Source organism: Pyxidicoccus sp. MSG2 (assembly GCF_026626705.1).
Taxonomy (GTDB): domain Bacteria; phylum Myxococcota; class Myxococcia; order Myxococcales; family Myxococcaceae; genus Myxococcus.
This window is the reverse complement of the sequence record NZ_JAPNKC010000001.1, coordinates 5,214,974-5,239,396: the sequence shown is the minus strand read 5'-3', so window position 1 is coordinate 5,239,396 and position 24,423 is coordinate 5,214,974. Positions and strand designations below refer to the sequence as shown.

Sequence of the window (24,423 nt, the reverse complement as noted above, 5' to 3'; positions counted from 1 at the left end):
GCTACGGCTCGTCCTTCGCGGTGGGCTTCGCTTCCGGGGCCGCCTGCGCGGGCTTCTTGTCCGAGCCCACGACCATGTCCAGGGCCGAGCCCAGGGCCGAGCCGACGTCCTTGCCCACCTTCGCGCCCGTGACTCCCAGCCGCGAGCGCAGGTTCGAGAGCGTGGACGACTCGGTCGTCTCGGGAGGGGGCGTGGACGGAGCCGGAGCCGCGGGCTTCTCGGCCAGGGGCGCCGGGGCCGTGAGGGGCTCCTCCGCGGGCTTCTCCGCGTCAGCGCGCTGGGCGCGTGAGTCCGTGGAGCCCAGCTTGCGCAGCACCTGCTTGCGCACGGACTCGAAGTCCCGCTGGACCTTGGGCGCCACCTGCAAGGGGAGCACGCTCTCTGGGTGGAGCGACAGCCCGGCGCGGAACGCCTCCAGTGCCTGCTTCCTCCGGCCCAGGTCGGCCAGGACGATGCCCCGGTAGAGCGCCACCTTCACCTGCTCCTCGATGGTGGACGCCACCTGCTTCGCCTGGGACAGCCAGTTGAGCGCCTTCTCGTACTCGAGCGACTCGTACAGGTGCTCGGCCCGCTCGATTCGCCGCTGGAACGTGCTCCCGGCGCCGTCGGACCCGGAGTCCTCCCCGTCGCCTCCCAGGGCCACGCCCGGCAGGACACACAGCAGCGTCAGCAGCACCGAGCTTCGGAAGGCAACAAAGGCTTTCATGTCTTCCCTGTCTACCATGGGCGCAATCCCGACTCCCAACCCGGGGCCGTCCGCCGGTGTCGGGTAGGAGATGGCGCTCACGTGCGAGTCACGCCGCCTGCGCCAGCCGCTCCGCGCGCCGGTGCGCCCGCGTCCTCACGAGCAGCCACCCGCTGAAGGCGAGCAGCAGCAGCCCCACGCCGGTGAAGGCGCCACCCACGCGCAGCGACGCGCGGCGGTCATCGTGCACCAGCTCGAGCGGGGCCTCGCGGGGTGCGGCGAGGTAGCGCTTCACCTGCGTCTCCACGCCCGTGGCCTCGGCTTCGTCGGTGGCCCACTGGTGGAAGAGGGGGAAGCGGCCCTGCGTCGTCTCCAATTCCGGCCGGTAGATGGGGACGCTGTCGCGGCGGGCGCTGCGGGTGCGCTCCACCCGGACGCCCTGGATTTCGTCCAGCGCGAAGCGCCCCGCCTCCTCCCGCGTGAGCCAGCCCGCGTGGGTGAGGGTGCACGGGCCCCCCGGCTCGCAGCGCAATTCCACGCGGGCCTTCGCGTCCAGCAGGTACGGGCCGAGCATGAGGAAGGGCAGCGCCAGCAGCACGCAGGCCGCCGCGCCAATGGCGGTGGAGCGGCTGCGGCGCGGCTCCTCCTCGGACGGGAGGGACGGGAGGGCGGTGGAGGAGGGCTCGCTCACGGCCCTCCTCATAGACCCGGGCCGTCCCGGGGGGCAGCGGTTTCGTGCGCGCCCGGAGCGTTGACCCCTGGTCAGCGGCCGGGCGGGCGCTGTGCACCGGAGGACCTCGCGCCCCACCTTACCGTGCGGGCGTGTCGCGCCTGCTGCAAGGAACACAGGGACACGCGCCCGCCACGCGAAGGAGCCCGCGCATGAAGGCCGTCGCCGTCTTTCCGAAGCAACGCGAGGTGCGCGTCGTCGACGCTCCCGAGCCGCGGCTCCAGTCCCCCACGCAGGTGAAGGTGCGCACGCGCGAGGTGGGCGTGTGCGGCACGGACAAGGACATCCTCCAGTTCACCTACGGCACACCGCCCTCCGGCTCCGAGTACCTCATCCTCGGCCACGAGTGCCTGGGCGAGGTGGTGGAGGTCGGCGACGCCGTGCGCGGACTCCAGCGCGGAGACCTCGTCGTGCCGCGCGTGCGCCGGCCCTGCCCGCACGCCACCTGCCCCGCGTGCCGGCACGGACACCCGGACTTCTGCATCACCGGCGACTACACCGAGCGCGGCATCAAGGAGGCCCACGGCTTCTGCTCGGAGCTCTTCACGGAGGACGTGGCGTACCTGCACCGCGTCCCCGCGGAGCTGCGCGAGGTGGCGGTGCTCACCGAGCCGCTGACGATTGCCGAGAAGGCCCTGCGCGAGGTGAAGCGCATCCAGGAGCGGCTGCCGTGGCGCCCCGAGCCGGGACGCGCGGTGGTGCTGGGCGCGGGCCCCGTGGGGCAGCTCGGCGTCATGGCGCTGCTTCGCCGGGGCTTCGCCACCACGGTGTACTCGCGCAGCGCCAAGCCCAACGTGAAGGCGGACTCCGCCGAGGCGCTGGGCGCGCCCTACCTGTCCTCCAAGGAGGTGTCCACGGAGGAGCTGGTCCGCCGGGCCGGCGCGCCGGACCTCATCTACGAGGCGGCGGGCGTGGCCAGGGCTGCCTTCGAGACGCTGAAGGCGCTGGCACCCAACGGCGTCCTCGTCTTCACCGGAGTGCCCTCGGACCCGGAGGCGCTGTCGTTGGACGGGGCGGCGTTGTTGAAGCAACTGGTGCTGCGGAACCAGGTGGTGCTGGGCACGGTGAACGCGGCGGACTCGGACTTCGAGATGGCGCTGGAGGACCTCGGCCGCTTCCGTGCCCGCTGGCCGGGCGGGCTGGAGCGGCTCATCACCGCGCACCATCCGCCCGAGGACTTCGCCGACGTGGTGATGGGCAAAAAGGGTGGCGGCGGCATCAAGCACGTCATCAGTTTCGGGTGAGCACGCGCGGGGCGAGGAGGCTTCGAATGGCAGCGGGGACTCAGCAGAGCAACCTGGTGGACGGCGGGGTCGCGATTGAGGACCACGGCATCATCGGCGACCTGCGCACGGTGGCCCTGATTGGGAACGAGGGCACGCTCGACTGGCTGTGCTTCCCCCACTTCGACAGCCCGAGCATCTTCGGCGCGCTGGTGGACCCGGAGCGGGGAGGCCACTGGCGCATCTGCCCCGAGCCGGACGGGGTGATGAAGAAACAGTTCTACTGGCCCGACACCAACGTGCTGGTGACGCGCTTCTACACACCGGATGGCGTGGGCGAGCTGGTGGACTTCATGCCCATGTCGCGCCACGGGCGGAAGTACGAGCGCGAGGTGCTGCGGCGCGTGCGTGTGGTGCGCGGGGTGATGCGCTTCGAGATGGAGTGCTTCCCGGCCTTCAACTACGCGCGGGACACGCACGAGACGCGCCTCATCCACGGCGGGGCCTGCTTCTCGTCGAAGTCGCTGGAGATGACCCTGGCCTCGTCGGTGCCGCTGCGCAAGGAGGGCCGGGGCGTCAGCGCGCACTTCACGCTGCATGAGAACCAGTCCGCCGTCTTCTCCATGCGGGAGGGCGCGCGCCTGTCATGCAAGGAATTGGTGCACAGCCACGAGTCCGCGGAGGTGCTCTTCCGCGACACGGTGGACTACTGGCGCCATTGGTTGTCGGGTTGCAACTACCGGGGCCGCTGGCGCGAGACGGTGCAGCGCTCGGCGCTGGCGCTGAAGCTGATGACGTACGAGCCGTCGGGAGCGATTGTCGCCGCGCCCACGTGCAGCCTGCCCGAGTCCCCGGGCGGCACGCGCAACTGGGACTACCGCTACTGCTGGCTGCGGGACGCGGCCTTCACCATCTATGCGTTCATGCGCATCGGCTTCAAGCAGGAGGCGGCGGCCTTCATGCGCTGGGTGGAGGCGCGCTGTGCGGAGTACGGAGACGGGCCGCTGCCGCTGATGTTCTCGCTGGATGGCAGCCGCGTGCCGGACGAGGTGGAGCTGTCACACCTGAGTGGCTACGGCGGGGCGCGGCCGGTGCGCATCGGCAACGCGGCGGCGGACCAGCTGCAGCTCGACATCTACGGCGAGCTGATGGACTCGGTGTACCTGTCCAACAAGTACGTGGCGCCCATCTCGTATGACTTCTGGCGGCACCTGCGGCGGATGGTGGACTGGGTGTGCAACCACTGGAACCAGCCGGACGAGGGCATCTGGGAGGTGCGCGGCGGGCGGCGGCAGTTCGTGTACTCGAAGCTGATGTGCTGGGTGGCGGTGGACCGGGCGATTCGCCTCGCGGACAAGCGCAGCCTGCCGGCGGACCGGCCCCGGTGGCTCGCGGTGCGCGACACCATCTTCGAGGAAATCATGACGCAGGGGTGGAGCCAGCAGCGGCAGGCCTTCGTCCAGGCGTATGACCGTGAGGCGCTGGACGCGGCGAACCTCCTCATGCCGCTGGTCTTCTTCCTGTCGCCGGTGGACCCGCGGATGTTGTCCACGCTGGACCGGATTCGCCGTCCGCCCTCCGAGGGCGGCCTGGTGTCGGACGGGCTGGTGTTCCGCTACGACGTGGACGCGACGCTGGACGGAATCGCTGGCCGCGAGGGCACCTTCAACCTGTGCAGCTTCTGGCTGGTGGAGGCGATGACGCGCGCCAGCGTGGCGAGGCCGGATTTGCTGGAGGAAGCGCGGCTGACCTTCGAGCGGATGCTGGGCTACGCCAACCACGTGGGGCTGTACGCGGAGCAGACGGGCATGTCCGGCGAGGCGCTCGGCAACTTCCCGCAGGCGCTCACCCACCTGTCCCTCATCAGCGCCGCGTACAACCTGGACCGGACGCTGGGGGGGCGGGACTGAAAAAAGCGGGGCGCCCAGAACCACGCGGCCCCGGCCTCCGTACCCACGGCACCCCGGCGTCTCGCCGGCTCGACAGAATGACTCCCAGTCACTTATACGTGACTCCAGGTCATTTTCCGCGAGGCTTCCGTGGCCGCTCCGACTCCCCTTCCTGGTGGTCCGTTTCCCTCCGCCGCGCCCCGTCGGGGTGCGACGTGGCTCAAGGTGGTGGGAGGCGTGGCCGCGCTGCTGGCGCTCGCGGCCGGGGGCGTGCGCCTGCGCTACGGCGGTGGTGAGCCGTATCCGGACGTGACGGGCATGCCGCTGCTCCCGGACAGCGCGCTGGAGGTGGTGGCGCAGAGCCCCGAGCCCATCGGCAACGTGGCGGTGTCCTCCACGGGGCGGCTGTTCTTCACCATCCACCCGGAGAGCCGCCCGGAGGGCGCGAAGCTTCGCGAGTGGGTGGATGGCAAGGCGGTGCCGTACCCCAACGCGGAGGTGCAGGCGAAGCTGTTCGAGACGCCGCTGGGCGTCACCATCGACCGGCGTGACTGGCTGTGGGTCATCGACCACGGCAACCACGCCATGGGCACGCCCAGGCTGCTGGCCTTCGAGCTGGCCACGGGCCACCTCGCGCACGAGTTCGTCTTCCCGCCCAACGTGGCGCCGCCGGGCTCGTTGCTCCAGGACCTGCGCGTGGACGCGAAGGGGGAGACGGTGTTCGTCGCGGACGTGGCCTTCTGGCGGCGCAAGCCGGGGCTCGTCGTCTACGACGTGGCGACGAAGCAGGCGCGCCGCGTGCTGGACGGGCACGCGTCCGTGTTCCCCCAGGACTTCATCATCCGCAACCCCATCAAGGAGATGGTCTTCTTCGGCGGGCTCGCCGCGCTGAAGGCGGGCGTGGATGGCATCGCCATGGACCCGTCGGGCGAGTGGGTGTGGTTCGCGGCGATGAACCACGACACCATGTACCGCGTGCGCGCGGCGGACCTGCGGGACGCGTCGCTCTCCGAGGAGGATCTGGAGAAGCGGCTGCAGGCCGTGGGCCGCAAGCCCTTGAACGACGGGCTGAGCGCGGACGTGGAGGGCAACGTGCTCATCACCGACGTGGAGCATGGCGCGGTGCTGCGCATGAGCCCGCAGGGCCGGCTGGAGACGCTGGTGAAGTCGCCGCGCATCCGCTGGGCGGACGCGCTCAGCCACGGGCCGGACGGCTGGCTCTACGTGGCGGACAGCGCCATTCCGCACCACATGCTCCAGACGAAGGAGCACATCGCCGCCAACGCGCCCTATTACATCTACCGCTTCAGGTCCGGCATCGCGGGCGTCGCCGGCATGTGACGCCGCGGGAGCGCGGACCACACCGTCCGTGCTCCCTCGGCCTTCACGTCACTGCACGTTGAAGTGGAAGTTGTTGCCGTAGTTCGAGTCCCACGCCTGGCAGCCCCAGCGACTGGTGTTCTCGAACCAGATGGACAGGTCGCCCTTCGTGTTGAGCGGAATCGAGGGCGCGGGCGGGTTGGGGACGGACGAGAAGCCGGCCACCCAGAAGTCCTGCACCGGGCCGTTGTTGAACTTGTAGTGCCCGGTGATGGTCCACCCCGGCGTGGTGGCGTTGATGTTGCCCCGGCACTGCGTCAGCCGGTCCGCGCTGTAGTTGATGGTCGCCGTCTTCCCGAAGGGCAGCGGGTTGGACGACGCGAAGACGTTCCAGTTCTGCGACGGCGACTGGAAGGTGATGCTCGGCGACGTCTGCGAGACGGCGACGGTGCCGACGAACAGCACGGCGGCGGCGAGGAACCAGCGGGTGGGATGACGCAGCAAGAGGATGCTCCTGGTGGAGGGGGAACTACAGTGTCGATACGGACGTCGCGGCCATTGCAGGCTGTGTCGGCCGGGTGGCGCTCCTCGCGGGATTGCCCCGCGCGGGCCCCGGAGTCTTCTACAGTCCTGTTCCGACTCTCTTTACGCCCTGCGCCATGGCCGACCTCTTCCCTGCCTTCTACCGCTTCGCCGTCCGAGTGGACGCGCACTACGACGCACTGAGCCGAAGCCTGCGCCAGAAGCTGGGCATCGCCCCGCCGCTGCGAATCCTTCCCTACCGGGGCTATGGCACCGCCGAGCGCGCCGTCATCAAGGCGCGCGTCCTGGAGGACCGGCACGTCCGCCCGCCCCAGCAGCGGCACACGCTGGTGGGCAGCGCGATTGCTTCCTACAAGCGCTACATGACGCGCGAAATCGCCGGCGCACACGTGGCGGTGCGCTGGGGCGACAAGCGCTGGGAGGGCACCACCGACGAGGAGGGCTTCCTCGAGCTGTGGGTGCCGCCGCCGGAAGGCGTGCGCTCGGGCTGGCACATGGTGGAATTGGAATTGCTCTCCCCGGAGGCGCACGGCGTGCCCCGCGTGGCCGCGCCGGTGCGGGTGGCGGGCCGGAGCGCCGAGTACGGGGTCATCAGCGACATCGACGACACCGTCATCGTCACGGGTGTCACCAATCCGCTCAAGCGCGCGTGGGCGCTCTTCCTCACCGAGCACCGCGTGCGGTTGCCCTTCCCCGGCGTGGATGCCTTCTACGCGGCGCTCCAGGGGGGCCGGGGCGAGGCGGCGGACAACCCCATCTTCTACGTCTCCAGCAGCCCCTGGAACCTGTACGAGCACCTGGACGAGTTCCTCGGCCTGCACCACATCCCCCCGGGGCCGCTGCTGCTGCGTGACTGGGGCCTGTCCCGCCACGGCTTCGCGCCCGGGGGCGGGCACGGGCACAAGCTGGAGAAGATTCGCGGTCTCATGGACACGATGGAGCGCCTGCCCTTCATCCTCATCGGCGACAGCGGCCAGGAGGACGCGGAGCACTACCGCACCATCTGCCGCGAGTACCCGGGCCGCATCCTCTGCGTCTACATCCGCAGCGTGCCCGGCCACCCGCGCCGGGCGGAGCAGCTGGAGAAGATTGGCGCGGACATCCGCGAGGCCGGCAGCCAATTGCTCGTGGTGGATGACACCACTGCCGCGGCGCGGCATGCGGCGCGCTCCGGCTGGATTGACTGGCGCGAGGTCCAGGAGGTGGAGGCCCACCGCCTCGAGGACTCCGCCCGCGGGCTGCGGGGTGGCCGCGACCCCTGAGTCTTTGATTGATTTCCAGGTCTATGAAAAAACAGCGCCCTCACTTGAATTCCGGTCTTCAAGTGTGGCAAAGGCGCGCCACGTTTTCGGGACAACCCCTGTGTCCCCCCTGGAAGTGAGTCTGTGCGTGGCTACCTGGTGCGTACGTTTTGCTGGGCGCTCTCCGCGATGGTGCTGGGCGCGTGTGGTCAAACAGAAGTCGCCGAAGTGCCAGAGCCTGGTGAGAGCTCGCAGGCGGTCCTCCATCCGCCGCCGGCGCCCCCGAGCGATAACATCGTGGACGGTACGGCCTTCCTCGGCCCGGTGAGCCTGAACGGCTCGGCGCAGGCGCGGTTCACCCCCCAAAACGCCGAACATGCGCGCAGGCAGCTCGTCGAGCTGGATGTGGATGCCCACCGTCTCGCGGTCGAAGATTGAGCCCCGCATGACCCCCCACCGCGATGGCAGGAGCGCCTCCCATGAGTGACACCCAGGAGCGCGCGGCGCGGATGGCGCGTGCCCTCGTCTCGCTGGATGGGCAGTCGGTGGGCGATGCCTTCGGCGAGCGCTTCTTCGGCCCGCTCGAGGTGGTGCAGCCCCTGGTGGAGCAGCGCGTCCTGCCTCGCGCCCCGTGGGGGTACACGGACGACACGGAGATGGCGCTGTCGGTGGTCCAGGTGCTGGAGGACCACGGCCGCGTCGACCAGGACGCGCTGGCGCGCCTCTTCGCGAGGCGCTACCGACTGGACAAGAACCGGGGTTACGGCGGCACGGCGCACGACATCCTGCAGAAGCTGGGCATCGGCCTGCCCTGGCACGAGGTGTCCTCGGAGGTGTTCGAGGGCCAGGGCTCCATGGGCAACGGTGGCGCCATGCGCGTGGCGCCACTGGGCGCATACTTCGCGGGAGACCTGGCGCGGGTGGTGGCGGAGGCGCGCGCGTCGGCGGAGGTGACGCACATGCACCCGGAGGGACAGGCGGGGGCCATCGCCATTGCCGTCGCCGCCGCGTGGGCCTGCGAGTGGTCGCGGACGCGTGTCCCTGCGAAGCAGCTCTTCGACGTGGTGCTGGACGCCACGCCCGCCGGGGCGACGCGGCAGGGCGTGGAGGCGGCCCGGGCCTGGCCGCTGGATGCGAGCCCGTCCTCGGCGGCTCGCACGCTGGGCAGCGGGCAGAAGGTCATCTCGGAGGACACGGTGCCCTTCGCCGTGTGGTGTGCCGCGAGGCACCTGGACTCGTACGAGGAGGCGCTCTGGTGCACGGTGGCCGGCTTCGGAGACCGGGACACCACCTGCGCCATCGTGGGCGGCATCGTCGCCCTCAGCGCGGGACACGCCTCCATCCCCGCGACCTGGCTCGCCGCGCGCGAACCCCTGCGCCGGCGGGTGTGACGGCACGGCACCGGGGTTTTCACCGGGTCCAACGGTCAGGTCGTGGCCGGTCGCCGTCGCGCTACGCCATGCGCCCTGGCGCATTCCCGGGCTCAGGGCAGCGGCCGGCCGCCCTGGAACTGCGCCATGCGGATGGAGCGCTCCATCAATTCCGCCTGGACGGAGCGCTTCTCGGCGGGGGAGGGCGGGGTGCGGCGCTTCCACGCCCCGTCCGCCGTCAGCTCCCATGCGGAGGTGTTGTCGGCGATGCAGCGGTCCAGCATGTCGCGCACCTGGGCGGCCAGGGCGGGGTCCTCCACCGGCGCCAGCACTTCCACCCGGTGGTCCAGGTTGCGCGGCATCAGGTCCGCGGAGCCGATGTAGCAGCGCAGCTCGCTGCCTCGCTCGAAGTTGTACACGCGCGAGTGCTCCAGGAAGCGGCCGAGCACGGACACCACGCGGATGTTCTCCGATACGCCGGGCACCCCCGGGCGCAGGCAGCAGATGCCGCGCACGTTGAGCTCCACCTTCACCCCGGCGCGGGACGCGTCGTAGAGCGCGCGGATGATGGTGGGGTCCACCAGCGCGTTCATCTTCATCTGGATGCGCGAGGGGCGCTCCAGCGTGTGCGCCATGATGGTGCGCTTGATTTCCTCCATCAGCCCCTCGCGCATGGTGAGCGGCGCCACCAGCAGCTTGCGGAAGGACTTCGGCCGGCCGAAGCCGGTGAGGTAGTTGAACAGGTCCGCCACGTCCGCGCCGATGTCCGGGTCCTTGGTGAACAGGCCCAGGTCCGTGTAGAGGCGCGCCGTCTTCGGGTTGTAGTTGCCCGTGCCGATGTGCACGTAGTGCCGCACCCGCTCACCCTCACGCCGGACGATGAGGATGGCCTTCGCGTGCGTCTTCAGCGATGGAATCCCATACACCACGTGGACGCCCGCCTCTTCCAGCGCGTTGGCCCACTTGATGTTGGTGCGCTCGTCGAAGCGCGCCTTCAGCTCCACCATGCACACGGCCTGCTTGCCGTTCTCCGTCGCCGTAATCAGCGCGGGCACCAGCGGTGAGCTGTCCGACGTCCGGTACACCGTCTGCTTGATGGCCAGCACGTCCGGGTCCGCCACCGCCTCGGTGACGAAGCGCTCCACGGAGGAGCCGAAGGACTCGTAGGGGTGGTGGACGAGCAAATCTCCGCGCCGCATGGCGGACATCACGGTGCCGCCGTCCTGCACGTCCGCGTCCGGGCGCAGGCGCGGCTGGGTGACGGGCGTCCACGGTGCGTCCTTCAGCTCGGGGAAGCCGGGCCCGAAGGCGATGGCCGCCAGGTCCGACAGGCCCACGAGGCCGTGCTCCTCGTACACCTGCCGCTGCTCCAGCCCCAGCGCCTCCACCAGCGGCTCCAGCAGCTTGGGGCTCATGCCCGCCCCCACCTCCAGGCGGATGACGTCGCCGAAGCGGCGCTGGCGCAGCTCCGTCTCCACCGCCTTGAGCAAATCCTCGGCGTCCTCGGACACGGTGAAGTCCGCGTCGCGGGTGACGCGGAAGACGCCCCAGTGCAGCACCTGCATGCCGGGGAACAGGTCCGCCAGGTGCTGCGCGATGACCTCCTCCAGCGGGACGAAGACGTTGCCCTTCAGCGGCAGGAAGCGGGGAATCAGCTCCTTGGGCACCTTCACCCGCGCCACGCTCTCCTCGTCCGCCTCCGGGTCTCTCAGCAGCACCGCGAGGCTGAGCGACAGGTTGGAGATGTATGGGAAGTGCCGCCCCAGGCCGATGGCCAGCGGGGTGAGCACGGGAAATATCTGCTCGCGGAAGCGCTGATCCACCTGGTTGCGCTGCTCGGGGTCCAAGTCCTTCGCGGAGAGGATGCGCAGGCCCTTCTCCGCCAGCGCGGGGCGCAGCGCCTTCTCGAAGCAGTCCGCGTGGCGGCGGCCCTGCTCGAAGATGCCCTGGTGCAGCCTGTCGAGCGTGACGCTCGGGGACGCGCCGTCCGGGACCAGCCGGGCCACGTTGCTGCGCACCTGCTCGTGCAGGCGGGCCACGCGAATCATGAAGAACTCGTCCAGGTTGCGCGCGTAGATGGAGATGAACTTCAGGCGCTCCAGCAGCGGGACGTCTGGAGACTCGGCGAGCTGGAGGACGCGGTCGTTGAACGCCAGCCAGGACAGCTCCCGGTTGAAGAAGAGCTCCGTGTCCGTCGGTTCCGTACCCGCGGGAATGGCATCTCGTTCCAAAGGCTTCTGGGTGACACCCCGCCCGCCACCGCGCTTCGCCATGGTTCCGTGACTCCTCTTGAACGCCGTGTAGGTCCGATGTAGCAGTTGGGTGTCCCAGTCTTTGTAACTTCCCCGTTACCTGGGGGAGCAAGCTCCCAGGCCATCTAGTCCTCGGGTGGAGGGGGAGCAGTGACAAAGGTGGGGTGGCGTGGACTTTCTTGCATCCGGTATGTGAGGTCGGCATGTCAGTCGACGTGAGCACGACAGAACCCCCCTCGAGCGCCGTGGCCCTGGCGGCGGATTCGACAGGCCTGTTCACCGCCTTCCAGAACGACGGCCGGCCCGTGCCGCGCGGCCGCTGGGCCCTGGCGTTGCTGGCGGCCCTGTTTCCGGTGGTGCTGGGTGTGGGCTTCTGGACCCTGGCGAAGAACGAGGAGCACACCTTCCGGCTCGTCACCCCGCAGGGCATCAAGTCCGTGCGCGGTGGGATGACGGCGGACCAGGTGGTGGCCCTGCTCGGGCGGCCCATCACGTTGGAGCAGGACGCCACCGGGGCGGAGTGCTACCGCTACGGGACGCCCAACTTCATCAACCCACAGTTCCTCATCTACAAGGTCTGCTACGAGGACGGGAAGCTGCGGGACGTGACGCAGCACAAGTTCTCCGCCTGGTCCGTGGACCCGGCCACCGGCACCTTCGCGGTGCCTGAAGGCGGCGCCCCGGCCGCTTCGCCGTCCAAGGACGGGTAGCGGCGCGCCGCCCTCCGCTACCGGCAGTCCGCATCCGCCGCGTCCGCCCTGCCATCCGCGTCGTTGTCCGCGCCGTCCAGGCAGCGCTCCGCCTCCGTGGGGGCGTACTCGCTGACGTGGAGCGTGTAGCGGATGGGCGTGTCCTGGTCGGGGTGGGCCATGCCGTCCACCACCACCAGCACCGTCTGTCCCTGCTCCAGCGTCACCTTCACCGCGGGCGAGCCCTGCGCGTTGGCATTCGGGTTGGCCGCGCAGCCCAATTCCGTGCCCCGGCAGCCGGTGAGGACATAGAGCGCGTTGCCCCAGCCGCCCGGTGACGTGTCGAAGACGAACGTCCCCGCGCGAGGCGCCGTCCACAGGTGCGCGCGGTCCTGCTGCAACTGCGCGCCGCAGGTGCCCTGGAAGCCGTCTCCCGAGCCCGCCGTCTCACCCTGGAAGGTGACGGGCAGCGCGCTGCCCAGGTCATGGTGCGCGCAGCCCCGCCCGTCGCAGCCCGGCGTGTCGTGGCAGTCCGTGTCCGCGCAGTCCACCCAGCGGTCCCCGTCGTTGTCCATGTTGTCGAAGCACGCGCCCGCCTCGCTCGCGCGCAGCTCGTCGATGTGCAGCTCGAAGTGGCCCGCGCTGAAGCGGTCGCTGCTCGCCGAGTCCACCACCACCAGCACCGATGCCCCCTGCACCAGCGGCACCGTCACCCGCGCGCCGCCGCCGTAGCTGATGCCGTCCGCGGCGCACGCCACCTCCGCCCCGCCGCACCCGTCGCGCCGCACCGAAATCAGCGAGCGCAGCGCCGAGCGCGCCGTGTCGAAGGTGAACGTGCCGCTCTTCGGCGCCGTCCAGAGGAAGCCCCGGTCCGGTGCGGGCCGTCCTCCGCACGAGGCCACATGGTCATCCCCCGCGTACGCGGTGGAGCCCTTCACCGACACCGGCAACGCATTGCCCAGCTCCCTGTCCAGACACACCGGCTGCGTCGAGGCACAGACGTTGGGCACGTCGGCCGCGCCGCAGGACTCGGGCGCCGTGCACGTGCCGCAGTCCAGCGTCCCGCCGCACCCGTCCGGCACGGCGCCACAGTTCTTCCCCAGCAGGCCACAGGTATACGGCCGGCACGCGGGCGTCCCGCAGACATTGGCCGCTCCGCCGCCGCCGCACGTCTGTCCCACCGCGCACGTGCCGCAGTCCAGCCCCCCGCCGCACCCGTCGGGCACCGGGCCGCAGTTCTTCCCCAGCGCCTCGCACGTCGTCGGAGTGCAGGGCGGCGGGGCGCACACGCCGGGCTCGCCACCCCCACCGCACGTCTCGGGCGCGGTGCATGCGCCGCACTCGAGCACGCCGCCACACCCGTCCGGCACCGTGCCGCAGTTCTTCCCCAACACCTCACACGTGGCCGCGGTACACGCGCCACCGCCGCAGACATTGGGCTCACCGCCACCGCCGCATGCCTGTCCCACCGCGCAGGTGCCGCACGACAGCAGCCCGCCACAGCCATCCGGCAGGCTGCCGCAGTTCTTCCCCAGGGCCTCGCACGTGGACGGCGCACACGCACCCCCCCCGCATGCGTTCGGCACCGAGTCGCCACCGCACGTCTGTCCTTCCGCGCAGACGCCGCACTCGAGCATGCCGCCGCACCCGTCCGACACCGGCCCGCAGTTCTTCCCCAGCGATACACACGTCGCCGGGACGCAGGTGTCGTCACCGCACACGTTGGGCGCGCCGCCTCCACCGCACGTCTGTCCCGGGCCGCAGGCGCCACACGCCATCGTCCCGCCGCACCCGTCCGGCACGGTGCCGCAGTCCTTGCCGAGCCCCGCGCAGGTGTCCGGTACGCACGACGGCTCGCCGCAGACGTTGGCCGTGCCGCCTCCGCCGCACGTCTCGGGCGCGGCGCACGTCCCGCAGTCGAGCACCCGGCCGCACCCGTCCGACACCGGGCCGCAGTTGCTTCCGAGGGCCTTGCAGGTGAGGGGCACGCAGGGCCCGACGCCGCACACGTTGTGCTTGCCACCGCCGCAGGTCTCTCCGGGGGCGCAGGTGCCGCAGTCCAGCGTGCCGCCGCAGCCGTCGATGGCGACGCCGCAGTCCATGCCCTGCGAGGCGCACGTCATGGGCTCGCAGTGGGAGGGATGCCGTGCGCCGTGGGTGTCGGGTGGGGGCCGCGTGTCGGTACACGCCGCCCACAGCACCAGGAAACACGCCCACGACCACGCCCTTCGACGTCCTTCGCCCCGCATGTCCGCCCGCCGCACCCTGAACCGCCGCCCGCGTCACAACGTGGTGTCGCGCGAGGCCCGTGCCCAGCGCCCGCCTGCTCCGTCTGGCGACTGGTGGACAGAAGCGAGTGGACTCCCGCATCGGACTCGGAGGCGCCCGATTCCCGACAGTGCGCCACCCGCGAGCACGGCTGGTTGCGGCGGAGCGGGCCGGCCACCTTGCACGCGGCGCGCCGGACGTTGCGGCCGGAGGGGGGCGGAGTGGGGCGTCCGTGGACGTTCACGAAGCGCATTGGCGCGGGCTTCATCGCCTCGTTGCTGGTGGCGCTCGTGCTCGCGGGCACGTCGGTGGTGGCGCTGCTGACGGTGCGGACGAGCAACAAGGCGCGCATCCTCGACCTCTCCATGGACCTGCTGGAGGTGGAGCGGCTGCGCCGGGCCTTCAGCGACAAGGTGTCCAGCGGGCGCGGCTATGCGGTGTCGGGAGACCCGCTCTTCGCACAGGACATGGCGGTGTCGCGCCAGCGCTTCATCGCCACCTACGAGCGACTCAAGCCCCGGCTCGACGGCGAGCCCGTGGCCGCGCTGCTGGAGTCCGCCGCCCACGCGGAATTGGAGCACGAAGAGTCCGTGAGGACGCTGCTCACCGCCGAGGACCTGCGCATCAGCCGCCAGAAGGTGGAGGACATCTTCGAGGCGCGCGTGGGCGAGACGCGCCAGCGTGCCTTCGAGGCGCTGCGGGTCCTCGCGGAGCGCAGCGAGGAGCGGCTGTCCCTGGGCATCCAGGAGGCGGTGGAGGCGGACCGCCGGGTGCACCTGCTCATCCTGCTGGCGGCGTCGCTGGGGCTGACGGTGGCGGCGGTGCTGGCCTGGGTGCTGACACGGCGGCTGCGGCCGCTCCAGCACGAGGCGGAGGTCAGCGCCCACCGCTTCCAGTCCCTCGTCGAGGGCGTGCAGGACTACGCCATCTACCTGCTGGACACGCAGGGCCGCGTGGCGAGCTGGAACCCGGGCGCGCAGCGCATGAAGGGCTATGCCGAGAGAGAAATCCTCGGCAGCCCGGCGTCCGTCTTCTACCCGCCGGAGGAGGTGCGGATGGGGCAGCCGGAGCTGGACCTGGCGCGGGCCCGGAGGGATGGGCGGCTGCGCATGGAGGGGTGGCGCGTGCGCAAGGACGGCACGCGCTTCCTCGCCGAGGTCATCATCACCGCGTTGCGCGACGCGCACGGAGAGCTCCAGGGCTTCGCCCACGTGTCGCGCGACATCACCGAACGCCGGAAGACGGAGAACACGCAGCGGCTGCTCGCGGAGGCCGGGCGTCTCTTCCACCAGTTCCTGGACCCGGACCTGACGGTGGCGGAGCTGGCGCGGCTGATGGTGCCCGAGGTGGCGGACGTGTGCGTGCTGTTCCTGTTGACGCCCTCGGGAGAGCTCAAGCCCCGCGCCGTGAAGCACGTGGTGCCGGAGAAGGAGCAGTGGATATGGGAATCGGTGCGGCGCTACCTGCCCCCTCCCAATGCGCCGGAGGGCCTCTGGCATGTGGTGAAGTCGGGGCGCTCGGAGCTGGTCAGCCACGTCTCTCCCGAGGCGCTGGCCCATAATGCGCAGGACGCGGAGCACCTGGCGCTGCTGGAAAAGGTAGGCGTCCACTCGTACCTCGCGGTGCCGCTGCGAGTGGGGACGCAGACGCGGGGCGTCTTCGTCCTGGCGACGTCCACGCCGGAGCGGCGGCTGACGCCGACGGACCAGCTCTTCGTCGAGGAGCTGGCGGGACGGGCGGCGCTCGCGTTGGACAACGCGCGGCTGTTCCGCGAGGCGCAGGACGCGGTGGAGCTCATCGGCGTGGCGGCGCACGATTTGGGCAACCCGCTGAACACGCTGCAACTGCTGCTGCGCCGGCTGCACCGGATGGAGCTGCCCCCTGGCAGCGAGAAGGTGCGCGAGGGATTGGGCACGGGGCTGAAGCAGACGCAGCGGCTGGGGCAGCTGCTGCTCAACCTGCTGGACTTGTCGCGGCTGTCGTCGGGGAAGCTGGTGCTGGACGTGGCGCCGGTGGACCTGGCGGACCTGGCGCACGAGGTGGTGGAGCGCTTCGCCGAACAGGCGGAGGAGGCGGGCTGCAAGCTGGTGTTCGACGCGGAGCTGGGGCTGGTGGGGCGGTGGGACCGGCTGCGGTTGGACCGGGTGGTGACGAACCTGCTGTCCAACGCGCTGAAGTTCGGCAGGGGGAGTCCGGTGGAGGTGCGGGTGGAGCGTGGGACGGGGCCGAGGGCCCGGCTGCGGGTGAGGGATTTGGGGCAGGGCATCGCCCCCGAGTCCCAGCGGCTCATCTTCAACCGCTTCGAGCGCGGGCCCTCCGCCGGCAAGCACGCGGGCTTCGGCCTGGGGCTCTACATCGTCCAGCAACTGGTGGAGGCACACGGCGGCGTCATCCGCGTGGAGAGCTCGCCCGGCGAGGGCGCGCTCTTCACGGTGGAATTGCCGCTGTCCCAGCCGGGCGTGGAGGTGGGCCCGGAGCCGGAGCCTCCCGGCCCGCCGCCAGCTCCGTCATGAGCCGCGGGCTCACGCGTGCAGCGGGGACTCCGTCGCGGGCGCGAGGAAGCTGCGCAGCGCGGACTCGACGGGGGCCTTGTCGCGCTCCTCGAGCAGCTCGAACTCCAGCGAGTCGTGCGCGCAGAACACCGTGACTTCGCGGCCGTGCCGCTGCACCAGCTCTCGCAGGCGGCGCAGGTTGTACCAGCGCTGGTACCCGTCCTTCTGCATGAGCTTCTGGTAGGCGCGCAGCCCCGGCGTGCAGCGGTACCGGTCCGGGTCCATCTCCCCGTGGTAGAAGTACGCGTCCCCGGCGTGCAGCAGCCAGCCGTCATCGGACTGGATGGCCACGCCCGCGTGCCCCAGCGTGTGCCCCACCAGCGGCACCAGCAGGATTTCCGGCGGCAGGCCCTTCAAGTCGCGCACGCACTCGAAGCCGAACCAGCCGTCCGCCGTACCGCCCATGGGGTACGTCACCCAGTTCTCCTCGTGAATCCACTGGAGGGGACGGAAGCGGCGCCGGTCCAGCGGCGTGGCCTGCGCGGTGGCCTGGAGGTACTCGTCCTCGAGCAGGTGCACCCGCGCGTTCGGGAAGTCGTCCAGGCCGCCGGCGTGGTCGAAGTCCAGGTGGGTGAGGACGATGTCGCGCACGTCCTCGGCCTTGAAGCCGAGCCGCTCGATTTGGCGGATGGCCGTGGACTCCTCGATGAGGCGGGGCCGGGACAACACGTCGAGGAACATGGGCGCCAGGCGCTGGCGCGGGTGCAGCACGTCCTGCAGGCCGAAGCCGGTGTCCACGAGGATGAGGCCGCGAGCGCCCTCCACCAGCAGGCAGTGGCACGCCAGTGCCGCCGGCCCGATGAAGCCCTTCCGCCCGTCCATCAGCCGGCGTCCAGGCGGGCACATGGTGGTGCAGTTGAGGTGGTGGATGCGCATCGCTCCGGCTCCTGGCGTCGGGCCCCTGGTGGGGCCGCTCGGGTCCGGAGCAAAGGTGCGCTGTGGGGCCCCGGTGAGGAATCCACCGACACGCGGGAGCCGGAGGCTCGCCTGCTCGGATGCCACCCGGGTGGCGGAAGCCCGCTCAGGCGGCGCGCCCTGCTTCAGAGGCGCTGGAGCTGCTCGACGGTCCGCTCGCCGCGGACGTTGCCGGTGTTGAGGGTGGAGGCGGGCTCGAAGAGGAGCACGTGGACCTCTTCTTCGGCCACGGGCCGGTGCTCGACGCCGCGGGGGACGATGATGAACTCGCCCGGCGTCACGTCCACGGTGCGCTCCCGGAACTCCATGCGCAGGTGGCCCTGGAGGACGAGGAACAGCTCGTCCTCGTTCTCATGGTGGTGCCAGACGAAGGGGCCCTGGAGCTTGACCAGCTTCACCTGCTGGCCGTTCAGGTCACCGACGACCCTGGGAGACCAGTGCTCGGAGAAGAGGGCGAGCTTCTCCGCGAGGTTGACCTTGTCCACGGTGGGCGTGGCGGCCTGCTCGGGCGCGGGCTCGGTGGAGGGGTTGTCCACGGCCTCGGCGCGGCGGCGGTTGTCCCAGCGTGGCGGCCGGGCGACGGTGACGGTGGAGCTCCGGGTGGGCGTACTCATGCCGGTTTCGACTCCTTGTGCGGCGTCGCTGCAATGGCTCGCGCCATGACGTCCCCTCGCATTGTCTGTCTTTCGCGAAGGATAATCCCGAAGGTTGGCGCCGCGCAGCGAGAACCGGTCGAATAGCGGACGGATGCGGCGGAGGGACGCGCGCCGTGCCCGGCCTTCAGTCCGGGAAGAACATCGGGTCTCGCGTGGTGACGAACGAGGTGATGGCGTGGGCCACCTCGGGTGCCAGCCCGGTGAACTGCACGCCCACGCCGGGCATCAGCTCCGGGGTGCGGGGATTGGACTCGCGCACCCAGCGCACCACGCCCGTCACCTTCATGGGCCGGCCGCCCGGTAGCGTGAAGTCCAGCTCCACCTGCGTGCCACGCGCCACCGGGTCCACCGTGGCGATGAAGACGCCGCCCTCGCTGATGTCCATCGAGAAGCCGGTGAAGAAGTTGGAGTCGCTGCGCATGTCGATGGACGTGTGCATCCGCACCCGCCCGTTGCGCCGCGCGTCCAGCCCCTCGGTCGCCCCCGAGGGCCTCTTGCTCTTCGGAACCATGGCCGGCGGAACCGCCGGAGCCGGAGCCTGCGCCCCCTGTGCCCGGGCCTGCTCGGCCTGCCGCGCTCGCACCGCGTCCTGCTGGGCCCGCGCCGCCGCTTCCTGCTTTGCCCGGGTGCGCGCCGCGGCTGCCTCGACCTGGAGCTTCACCACCGTCTCCGCGTCGGCCACCGCGCGCGCCACGTGTGCCGCCTGCTCCTGGTGCGCCTTGAGCGCGGCCTGCATCTCCTGGCCTGCCTTGCGCCGGGCCTCCAGTGCCGCCTGGCGGGCCGCCAGCGCCTTCTCGCGCGGAGCCTCGACCTCCAGTCCGGGCACCACGGCCGACTGCAGCCGCTCGGCCTGCTCCTCCAGTACCGGGTCCGCGTCGGGCTCCGACCGCACGCGCTCCAGCGCCGCGAGCGTCTGGTTCAACCGCTGGGTGAGCGCGGACGCCTCGGCGGTGGCACGGGCGAGTTGCTCGGCGAGGCGGGCCTCATGGGAGGACAGCTCGTTCTCGGCGCGAGTCAGCTCCGCCTCGCGGGCAGGAGCCGGAGGCGGGCGGGCAGCAGGGGACGGCGAGGTCATTCTCGGAGACTCCAAGGCGACCCACTGTAGCGTTCCCGGCCCGCCCCCACGAGCCCCACGTCCCGTCCCCTTCGCGGGACTCGGGGAGTGGGGTCCCACCCACCCGTGCGGAGTGGGCAGGCGGGCATCGCGCGCCCGGATTCCAGGGGCTTACGGCGCGTCTCCTTCCAGACACGGGGAGCCCCCGGACGGGCCTCCCCATGGAAGGAACGTTCCTTCCGCCCGACCCGGCGTCCGGGGCGCGGGCCCCGGCGTGAGTCAGTCCGCGCCCTTGATGCAGGCGACGGGCTTGAGGCGGTGGGCGACCCTGGCGAGCCCGGCCAGCTCCACCGTCTCCAGCACGTCGTCCAGGTTCTTGTAGCAGGGCCCGGACTCGTCGAGCGGCGTGGTGCGCGTGTTGAGGAGGATGCCCGCCTCGGCCATGCGCTTGTCGGTGACGTCCTGCTTCAGCACGCGCCGCGCCTCACCGCGAGACAGCCGGCGGCCGGAGCCGTGGTTGACGGAGTAGATGGACTTCTCCGCGCCTGCTTCCGCGAAGAGGATGGCGCTGCCCGTCTCCATGGAGCCGGGGATGAGGATGGGGTGGCCCGTCTTCTCCCATGGCGTGCCCTTGAGCGCGGGGTGCTTGCCGGGGAATGCGCGCGTGGCGCCCTTGCGTGCGACGAACTTCCCGGCCTCCTTCTGGATGAGGTTGTGGGAGATTTCGTAATAGACGCTGGCGGTGCCGCCGAAGACGTCCTCGAGCGAGGCGCACACGGCCTCGCCGATGATGAGCCGGTTGGCCACGGCGAAGTTGGCGGCCATGTTGTGGAGGTTCCAGTACTCGCGGCCCAGGGCGCTCTCCGCGTCCAGCCAGATGAGGTCCTCGCTGCGGCTCTTGAGGCCGAGGTGCGCGGCGCCCGCCACGAAGAAGTGCTTGGCGATGTTCCACCCGAAGCCGCGGCTGCCGGTGTGGAGCATCACCCAGACGCGCCCGTCCTGGTCCACCTGCATCTCGGTGAAGTGGTTGCCGCCGCCCAGGCTGCCCAGCTGGTCCCGCTTGCCGAAGGCTCGGTCGGGGATGTCCACCCGGTCGTCCTCGACGGGGATGAAGTCGCGCTCGGTCATCGACGAGCCGCGGCCCAGGGCCTTGGCGCCGTGGCGGACGACTTCGGCGAAGGTGCGGTCGGTGACCTTGCGCTGCTTCTGCACGCGGCTGGCGCCCACGCCCACGGCGATGCGCTTGGTCACCTCGTCAATCCACTTGCGGCGCTTGACGGGGTCGGCGACGTCCTCGGCCATGAGGGACGTCTGCAGTTGCACCATGCCGCAGCCGATGTCGTAGCCGGCGGCGGTGGGCAGGAGGATGCCGTCCGTCTCCACGACGGTGCCGATGGGCACGCCGTAGCCCACGTGACAGTCGGGCGTGACGGCGACGCGGGTGACGCCCGGGAAGGACGCGGCGTTGACCACCTGGTCGAAGACGGCGTCCTCCAGGCCGGGCAGCTCGGGGCCCTCGCCCCAGAGCAGCTTGTCGGACAGGAACAGGTCCGCGTCGACCTTCATGCTCTTGGTCTTCGGCAGGACGTAGTGGCCCTCGGCGGCCTTTTCCAGATGCTGCTTCCAGCTCATGGCGTGACTCCCCGGAGAGGGCTGAACAGGCGGCAGGGACGGGAGCGTCCGGGAGAGGCTGACCGGCGGCGCCCGAAATCCGACTCGCACCGAGGATGGTGGGGGGGCAGGCGGGAAGGCGAGTGATTTCCTCCGGCTCCGTGTTGCCGTGACGACGTCGGACTCCCACCTTGGGATGAGACGGGGCGCGTGCCCCCGCGCGCGGAGGGCCGAGCGACAGTCGGCTCGCATGCGAACGGCACGAATCCGATCGCCATGGGGCTTGCGGTGTACCGCGCCCATTCCCATCCATTGCTCAGCATCCAGGTAGGGGGTGGGGCGATGGGTTTTCTCGGTGGGATTTTCCTGGCGGTGGCGCTGAACACGGCCCCGGTGGAACAGAATCAGTCGTACACGAAGGAGACGCCGGAGATGGTGGCCGCGCCGGTGTTCAGTCCTTCCACCTGCGCGAAGAAGCGGGTGGACCCCTGCGGTTGCCACCACGTGTACGGCATCCGGCACTGCCACCCGAACCGGAAGGGTGACCACTGCGAGGCGCCGGTGAAGGCGCAGCTGCCCGCCGAGAGCACCGAGGCGCAGCAGACGCCCGTGAAGGCTCCGGTTCCCGAGCAGAAGAAGCAGATCGACCCGAAGAAGTCCGTGTCCATGTAGGCACTCGGACGCGCGCCGGACACGGCGCGCGTCCAGCTCGGCAGTGCGCCGGACACGGCGCGCGTCCAGCTCGGCAGTGCGCCGGACACGGCGCGCGTCCAGCTCGGCAGTGCCTCTCTTGGAGGCTCAGTGATTGGCGGACGCGGGACTCACGGAGTGCGGCTCGGGTGCATACGCCGCCCCGGCCTGCTGCGCGCCGGGCGCGGGGAGCGACTCGGCGCGGCTCACCTCCAGCGGGCTGTCCGAGCGGATGATGACCCAGCGCGCCTGCGGCGACACCCGGAGCGCGACGGCATTCGGGCCCAGGCGGCGCAGCTCGGGACGGTACGGCATCGCAGCCGGTGCGGCGGCGCGAGCGTCACCGCCGGCTCCGGGAGTCGCACCCGCCCGGGGAGGAATCGGCAGCATCGTCAGCGAGGCTGAACCCGGGACCACGTTCTGTCCCGGCGTGGCCGCTGGACGAGGCAGCGGCGCTCCCGCGGAACGGGCCAGCGCGGGCAGCGGCGCCATCGTGGCCAGGCTGGGACGCGAGGGACGCGGCGCCGGAGGCACGGCGGCTGGCCTCCCCGAGGCCCCATCTCCGGCCGGCACCGGCGCCTGGGTGATGAGCCGTCCCTGGATGACGGGGGTGATGCTCGGCACGACACCGCTCGCGCGCACCGGGTTCATCCGGGGAATCGGCGCCAGGGCCCGCCCCGTCGCACCCGGTGCGTCCGCGTGCAGCGGCGCGACGGCGGGCACGGCGGGAAGTGCCGCCGGCGCGGGAGTCTCCTCGGCCGCGCGGAGGATGTACGACGGAGGCGGCGGAGGCGGCGGCGACACGTGTCCCGGGTGGGAGGCTCGAGGCGTCGCGGCGCCCTTCGCGGACGCGGTGCCCTGCCGCTCGAAGAATCCGGTGGCGCCCAGCGGATGGACTCGCTCGTCCTCCGGCGCACTGACGGGCGACGCCTGCTGTCCCAGCCGCGCCAGGTCCGCGATGATCATCGGGTCCTTCGGGTCCAGCTCGAGCGCGGCGCGCAGCGCGCCCCGGGCCCGCGACTCGCAGCCCTGCTCCATCAGCAGCTCCGACGCGGCACGATACGAGGCGATGGCCGACTGGCGGTCTCCCGCGCGGCGGCAGGACTCCGCGTGGCGCACGCGCACGTTCGGGTCCTTCGGAGCCAGCCGGAGGATGCGCGCGTAGGTCTCCGTGCACTGGACATACCGCCCCCTCGCGAACAGGGCGTGCGCGGCTTCCTTCAGCTCCCTCAACTTCATCAACTCCCGCTCGCCCATCTCCCTGGCCCCCCTTGCCGATGGGGGGGACAGGAAGCAGGGGACGTGCCGGACGGTGCAGGGCCGTTGAAAGGTCCGGTGTCTGGCGGACTCTCCACCCGGCGCCGCAGCCGCCTGTTACCGGCCGTGCGGCGGCCCCGCCTCGGGTGCGACGCCAGACGCACGCAGTCGGGACGCACGCGGCGCCGCACCCTGTAGAAATGGGGAAGGGCCCTGTAACAAGGAAAGCCTCCGAGCCGGCCCGGAAGCCGGGCGCGGACCCTGGCCGGGGTGTGCACGCGAGCACGGCAGCGCCGGTTGCGCCCCATCAACCCACACCCGCGTCCCAAGGTCCGTACGGCCGCGGACGAGCCCGGCCCGCGGGGCATGCGGGCCTCGCTGTGCACCGCGGGACTGCGGGCCTGTCCCCCGGTGCTCCAGCCTCCACCGCGCGTCGTGGAGCTGTGTTCCGGTCCAAAAGGTGCCCGGGTGACGGCGCCGGGTCCACGCACGTCAAGGCGTGGACCCGGGACGACGCGTTCCCCCGCGACACCGTGTCGGTCATCACGCGCCGAGCGCACGAGCCGCGTCAGCGGGTCTGCGGCGGCGTGCGGGCCTGGCGCGGCTTCTCCTGGCCGAGCAGGCGGTACGCCTCGTCACGGTGCGCCTTCATCGTGGGCAGCAGTCCGTCGAGCAGTCCCTTCAGCTCGGCGTTGCTGGCGAACTGCTTCTGTCCGGCCATCACCTTGGCGATGTTGGCGTCATGGCCGCCCACCATGCTGGCCAGGAAGGCGCGGTCGAAGGCGGGACCCTGGAGGGACTGGAGCTTCGCCAGGTCGGCCTCGCTGGCGTTCTTCATCGTCTTCGTGAAGTCGTCGTCCGCCTTCGGCTCACCGAGCTGGAGGTTCTTCTTCTGCGCGTACGTCAGGAGCTTCTGGTCCGCGGCCTGGTGGTCCTTCACCAGCCGCGCGCCGAAGTCCTTCACGCCCTGCGACGTGCCCTTCTGTTGCGCGAGCTGGCCGAGCCGCACCTCCTTCTGGTTTCCGTGGTGCAGCATCTCCAGATAGGCCTGCTCAGTGGTGGGGATGGGCAGCAGCCCTTCGTCCATCAACTTCGCGCCGGCCGCATCCGGCTTCGCGGGCTGGGCCTGCTGGCCGGAGCCCCCCGTGCCCTGCATGCCTCCGGTCGTGTCAGTCACATCCGCGCCCTGGTCGATGGCGTCGGCCTCGCCCATGCGGAACATGCCCTGGGTGTCATCCGTCCCGTTCTGCGCTCCGCTCTCCTTCTGCCCGCTGCGGTCCTCCGAGGGCTGCTTCTGCCCCGGCGCGTCCTGCGCGATGGCCGCCCCTCCCATCGCCAGCGAGCCCATCAGCATCCAACCCATCCATCGCTTCATTGCCTGCCTCCTTCGGCATGGAAGTTCCGGCTGGAAGGTGGAGGCGACGGCATGCGAGAGACCAGGGGAGGGCGGCCAGCGGAGCGAGCGGCCCGACGCAGGA

At 71.0% G+C, this 24,423-nt stretch carries 20 protein-coding genes; 9 read left to right on the top strand and 11 right to left on the bottom strand.

The features are described 5' to 3' along the window. Position 1: 1 nt before the first annotated feature. The gene (locus OV427_RS20320) at positions 2-706 is read right to left on the bottom strand and encodes a hypothetical protein (RefSeq protein WP_267857787.1); all 705 of its coding nucleotides are present in this window, start codon (positions 704-706) and stop codon (positions 2-4) included. 88 nt (positions 707-794) lie between these two features. Then, complete coding sequence (locus tag OV427_RS20315) at positions 795-1,376, bottom strand: hypothetical protein (RefSeq protein ID WP_267857786.1); 582 nt, start codon at positions 1,374-1,376, stop codon at positions 795-797. 191 nt (positions 1,377-1,567) lie between these two features. On the opposite strand from OV427_RS20315, the gene OV427_RS20310 reads away from it, so the two are divergent. The 3 genes from OV427_RS20310 to OV427_RS20300 all read left to right on the top strand — a co-directional run bounded on the left by OV427_RS20310 (position 1,568) and on the right by OV427_RS20300 (position 5,868). After that, positions 1,568-2,659 (top strand): glucose 1-dehydrogenase, encoded by a 1,092-nt coding sequence (locus OV427_RS20310; RefSeq protein WP_267857785.1) that lies wholly within the window; start codon positions 1,568-1,570, stop codon positions 2,657-2,659. 26 nt (positions 2,660-2,685) lie between these two features. After that, positions 2,686-4,548, top strand: coding sequence for a glycoside hydrolase family 15 protein (locus tag OV427_RS20305; RefSeq protein ID WP_267857784.1), 1,863 nt, complete (start codon positions 2,686-2,688; stop codon positions 4,546-4,548). Positions 4,549-4,677: 129 nt separating this feature from the next. Next, a complete protein-coding gene (locus tag OV427_RS20300) occupies positions 4,678-5,868 on the top strand; it encodes an SMP-30/gluconolactonase/LRE family protein (protein ID WP_267857783.1) in 1,191 nt (396 codons plus the stop codon). Between the two features lie 48 nt (positions 5,869-5,916). Here the strand turns inward: OV427_RS20300 and OV427_RS20295 are convergent, their stop codons facing one another. After that, the gene (locus tag OV427_RS20295) at positions 5,917-6,351 is read right to left on the bottom strand and encodes a DUF6209 family protein (RefSeq protein ID WP_267857782.1); all 435 of its coding nucleotides are present in this window, start codon (positions 6,349-6,351) and stop codon (positions 5,917-5,919) included. 155 nt (positions 6,352-6,506) lie between these two features. On the opposite strand from OV427_RS20295, the gene OV427_RS20290 reads away from it, so the two are divergent. The 3 genes from OV427_RS20290 (at position 6,507) to OV427_RS20280 (ending at position 9,022) form a co-directional block, all read left to right on the top strand. Further along, positions 6,507-7,652 carry an App1 family protein gene (locus OV427_RS20290; protein ID WP_267857781.1) on the top strand — a complete coding sequence of 382 codons (1,146 nt, stop codon included), beginning with the start codon at positions 6,507-6,509 and terminating at the stop codon, positions 7,650-7,652. 123 nt (positions 7,653-7,775) lie between these two features. Continuing rightward, on the top strand, positions 7,776-8,069 hold the full coding sequence (locus tag OV427_RS20285) for a hypothetical protein (protein ID WP_267857780.1): 294 nt from the start codon (positions 7,776-7,778) through the stop codon (positions 8,067-8,069). A gap of 41 nt (positions 8,070-8,110) precedes the next feature. Then, positions 8,111-9,022 (top strand): ADP-ribosylglycohydrolase family protein, encoded by a 912-nt coding sequence (locus OV427_RS20280; RefSeq protein ID WP_267857779.1) that lies wholly within the window; start codon positions 8,111-8,113, stop codon positions 9,020-9,022. A 92-nt stretch (positions 9,023-9,114) separates the two neighbouring features. On the opposite strand, the gene ppk1 is transcribed toward OV427_RS20280, so the two are convergent. Then, a complete protein-coding gene (ppk1, locus tag OV427_RS20275) occupies positions 9,115-11,274 on the bottom strand; it encodes a polyphosphate kinase 1 (RefSeq protein ID WP_267857778.1) in 2,160 nt (719 codons plus the stop codon). A 182-nt stretch (positions 11,275-11,456) separates the two neighbouring features. On the opposite strand from ppk1, the gene OV427_RS20270 reads away from it, so the two are divergent. Beyond that, positions 11,457-11,963: an outer membrane protein assembly factor BamE gene (locus OV427_RS20270; RefSeq protein ID WP_267857777.1), complete on the top strand. Its 507-nt coding sequence runs from the start codon at positions 11,457-11,459 to the stop codon at positions 11,961-11,963. A 17-nt stretch (positions 11,964-11,980) separates the two neighbouring features. Here the strand turns inward: OV427_RS20270 and OV427_RS20265 are convergent, their stop codons facing one another. Then, positions 11,981-14,191 carry a tryptophan synthase alpha chain gene (locus tag OV427_RS20265; protein WP_420718271.1) on the bottom strand — a complete coding sequence of 737 codons (2,211 nt, stop codon included), beginning with the start codon at positions 14,189-14,191 and terminating at the stop codon, positions 11,981-11,983. A 240-nt stretch (positions 14,192-14,431) separates the two neighbouring features. Here OV427_RS20265 and OV427_RS20260 point away from each other — a divergent pair, with 240 nt between their 5' ends. Then, positions 14,432-16,723, top strand: coding sequence for an ATP-binding protein (locus OV427_RS20260; RefSeq protein ID WP_267857775.1), 2,292 nt, complete (start codon positions 14,432-14,434; stop codon positions 16,721-16,723). Between the two features lie 9 nt (positions 16,724-16,732). Here OV427_RS20260 and OV427_RS20255 read toward each other — a convergent pair whose 3' ends face one another. The 4 genes from OV427_RS20255 to OV427_RS20240 all read right to left on the bottom strand — a co-directional run bounded on the left by OV427_RS20255 (position 16,733) and on the right by OV427_RS20240 (position 21,019). Continuing rightward, positions 16,733-17,638, bottom strand: coding sequence for an MBL fold metallo-hydrolase (locus tag OV427_RS20255; protein WP_267857774.1), 906 nt, complete (start codon positions 17,636-17,638; stop codon positions 16,733-16,735). Positions 17,639-17,802: 164 nt separating this feature from the next. Then, positions 17,803-18,291, bottom strand: coding sequence for a cupin domain-containing protein (locus OV427_RS20250; protein ID WP_267857773.1), 489 nt, complete (start codon positions 18,289-18,291; stop codon positions 17,803-17,805). Positions 18,292-18,457: 166 nt separating this feature from the next. Continuing rightward, positions 18,458-19,408: a TIGR02266 family protein gene (locus tag OV427_RS20245; protein ID WP_267857772.1), complete on the bottom strand. Its 951-nt coding sequence runs from the start codon at positions 19,406-19,408 to the stop codon at positions 18,458-18,460. Positions 19,409-19,666: 258 nt separating this feature from the next. Further along, entirely contained in the window at positions 19,667-21,019 is a 1,353-nt protein-coding gene (locus OV427_RS20240) for an RtcB family protein (protein ID WP_267857771.1), read from the bottom strand. Between the two features lie 321 nt (positions 21,020-21,340). Here OV427_RS20240 and OV427_RS20235 point away from each other — a divergent pair, with 321 nt between their 5' ends. Beyond that, complete coding sequence (locus OV427_RS20235) at positions 21,341-21,670, top strand: hypothetical protein (protein ID WP_267857770.1); 330 nt, start codon at positions 21,341-21,343, stop codon at positions 21,668-21,670. 126 nt (positions 21,671-21,796) lie between these two features. Here OV427_RS20235 and OV427_RS20230 read toward each other — a convergent pair whose 3' ends face one another. Both OV427_RS20230 and OV427_RS20225 read right to left on the bottom strand, forming a co-directional pair. After that, positions 21,797-22,927: a hypothetical protein gene (locus OV427_RS20230; protein ID WP_267857769.1), complete on the bottom strand. Its 1,131-nt coding sequence runs from the start codon at positions 22,925-22,927 to the stop codon at positions 21,797-21,799. A 586-nt stretch (positions 22,928-23,513) separates the two neighbouring features. Beyond that, on the bottom strand, positions 23,514-24,320 hold the full coding sequence (locus tag OV427_RS20225; protein ID WP_267857768.1) for a DUF4142 domain-containing protein: 807 nt from the start codon (positions 24,318-24,320) through the stop codon (positions 23,514-23,516). Positions 24,321-24,423: the final 103 nt, after the last annotated feature.

Bases quoted from the DNA above. Each gene is read 5' to 3' on its own strand.
- OV427_RS20320 (WP_267857787.1), bottom strand. From the start codon at position 706: ATGAAAGCCTTTGTTGCCTTCCGAAGCTCGGTGCTGCTGACGCTGCTG.
- OV427_RS20310 (WP_267857785.1), top strand. From the start codon at position 1,568: ATGAAGGCCGTCGCCGTCTTTCCGAAGCAACGCGAGGTGCGCGTCGTC.
- OV427_RS20305 (WP_267857784.1), top strand. From the start codon at position 2,686: ATGGCAGCGGGGACTCAGCAGAGCAACCTGGTGGACGGCGGGGTCGCG.
- OV427_RS20290 (WP_267857781.1), top strand. From the start codon at position 6,507: ATGGCCGACCTCTTCCCTGCCTTCTACCGCTTCGCCGTCCGAGTGGAC.
- OV427_RS20280 (WP_267857779.1), top strand. From the start codon at position 8,111: ATGAGTGACACCCAGGAGCGCGCGGCGCGGATGGCGCGTGCCCTCGTC.
- ppk1 (WP_267857778.1), bottom strand. From the start codon at position 11,274: ATGGCGAAGCGCGGTGGCGGGCGGGGTGTCACCCAGAAGCCTTTGGAA.
- OV427_RS20270 (WP_267857777.1), top strand. From the start codon at position 11,457: ATGTCAGTCGACGTGAGCACGACAGAACCCCCCTCGAGCGCCGTGGCC.
- OV427_RS20265 (WP_420718271.1), bottom strand. From the start codon at position 14,191: ATGCGGGGCGAAGGACGTCGAAGGGCGTGGTCGTGGGCGTGTTTCCTG.
- OV427_RS20255 (WP_267857774.1), bottom strand. From the start codon at position 17,638: ATGCGCATCCACCACCTCAACTGCACCACCATGTGCCCGCCTGGACGC.
- OV427_RS20250 (WP_267857773.1), bottom strand. From the start codon at position 18,291: ATGAGTACGCCCACCCGGAGCTCCACCGTCACCGTCGCCCGGCCGCCA.
- OV427_RS20245 (WP_267857772.1), bottom strand. From the start codon at position 19,408: ATGACCTCGCCGTCCCCTGCTGCCCGCCCGCCTCCGGCTCCTGCCCGC.
- OV427_RS20240 (WP_267857771.1), bottom strand. From the start codon at position 21,019: ATGAGCTGGAAGCAGCATCTGGAAAAGGCCGCCGAGGGCCACTACGTC.
- OV427_RS20235 (WP_267857770.1), top strand. From the start codon at position 21,341: ATGGGTTTTCTCGGTGGGATTTTCCTGGCGGTGGCGCTGAACACGGCC.
- OV427_RS20230 (WP_267857769.1), bottom strand. From the start codon at position 22,927: ATGAAGTTGAGGGAGCTGAAGGAAGCCGCGCACGCCCTGTTCGCGAGG.
- OV427_RS20225 (WP_267857768.1), bottom strand. From the start codon at position 24,320: ATGAAGCGATGGATGGGTTGGATGCTGATGGGCTCGCTGGCGATGGGA.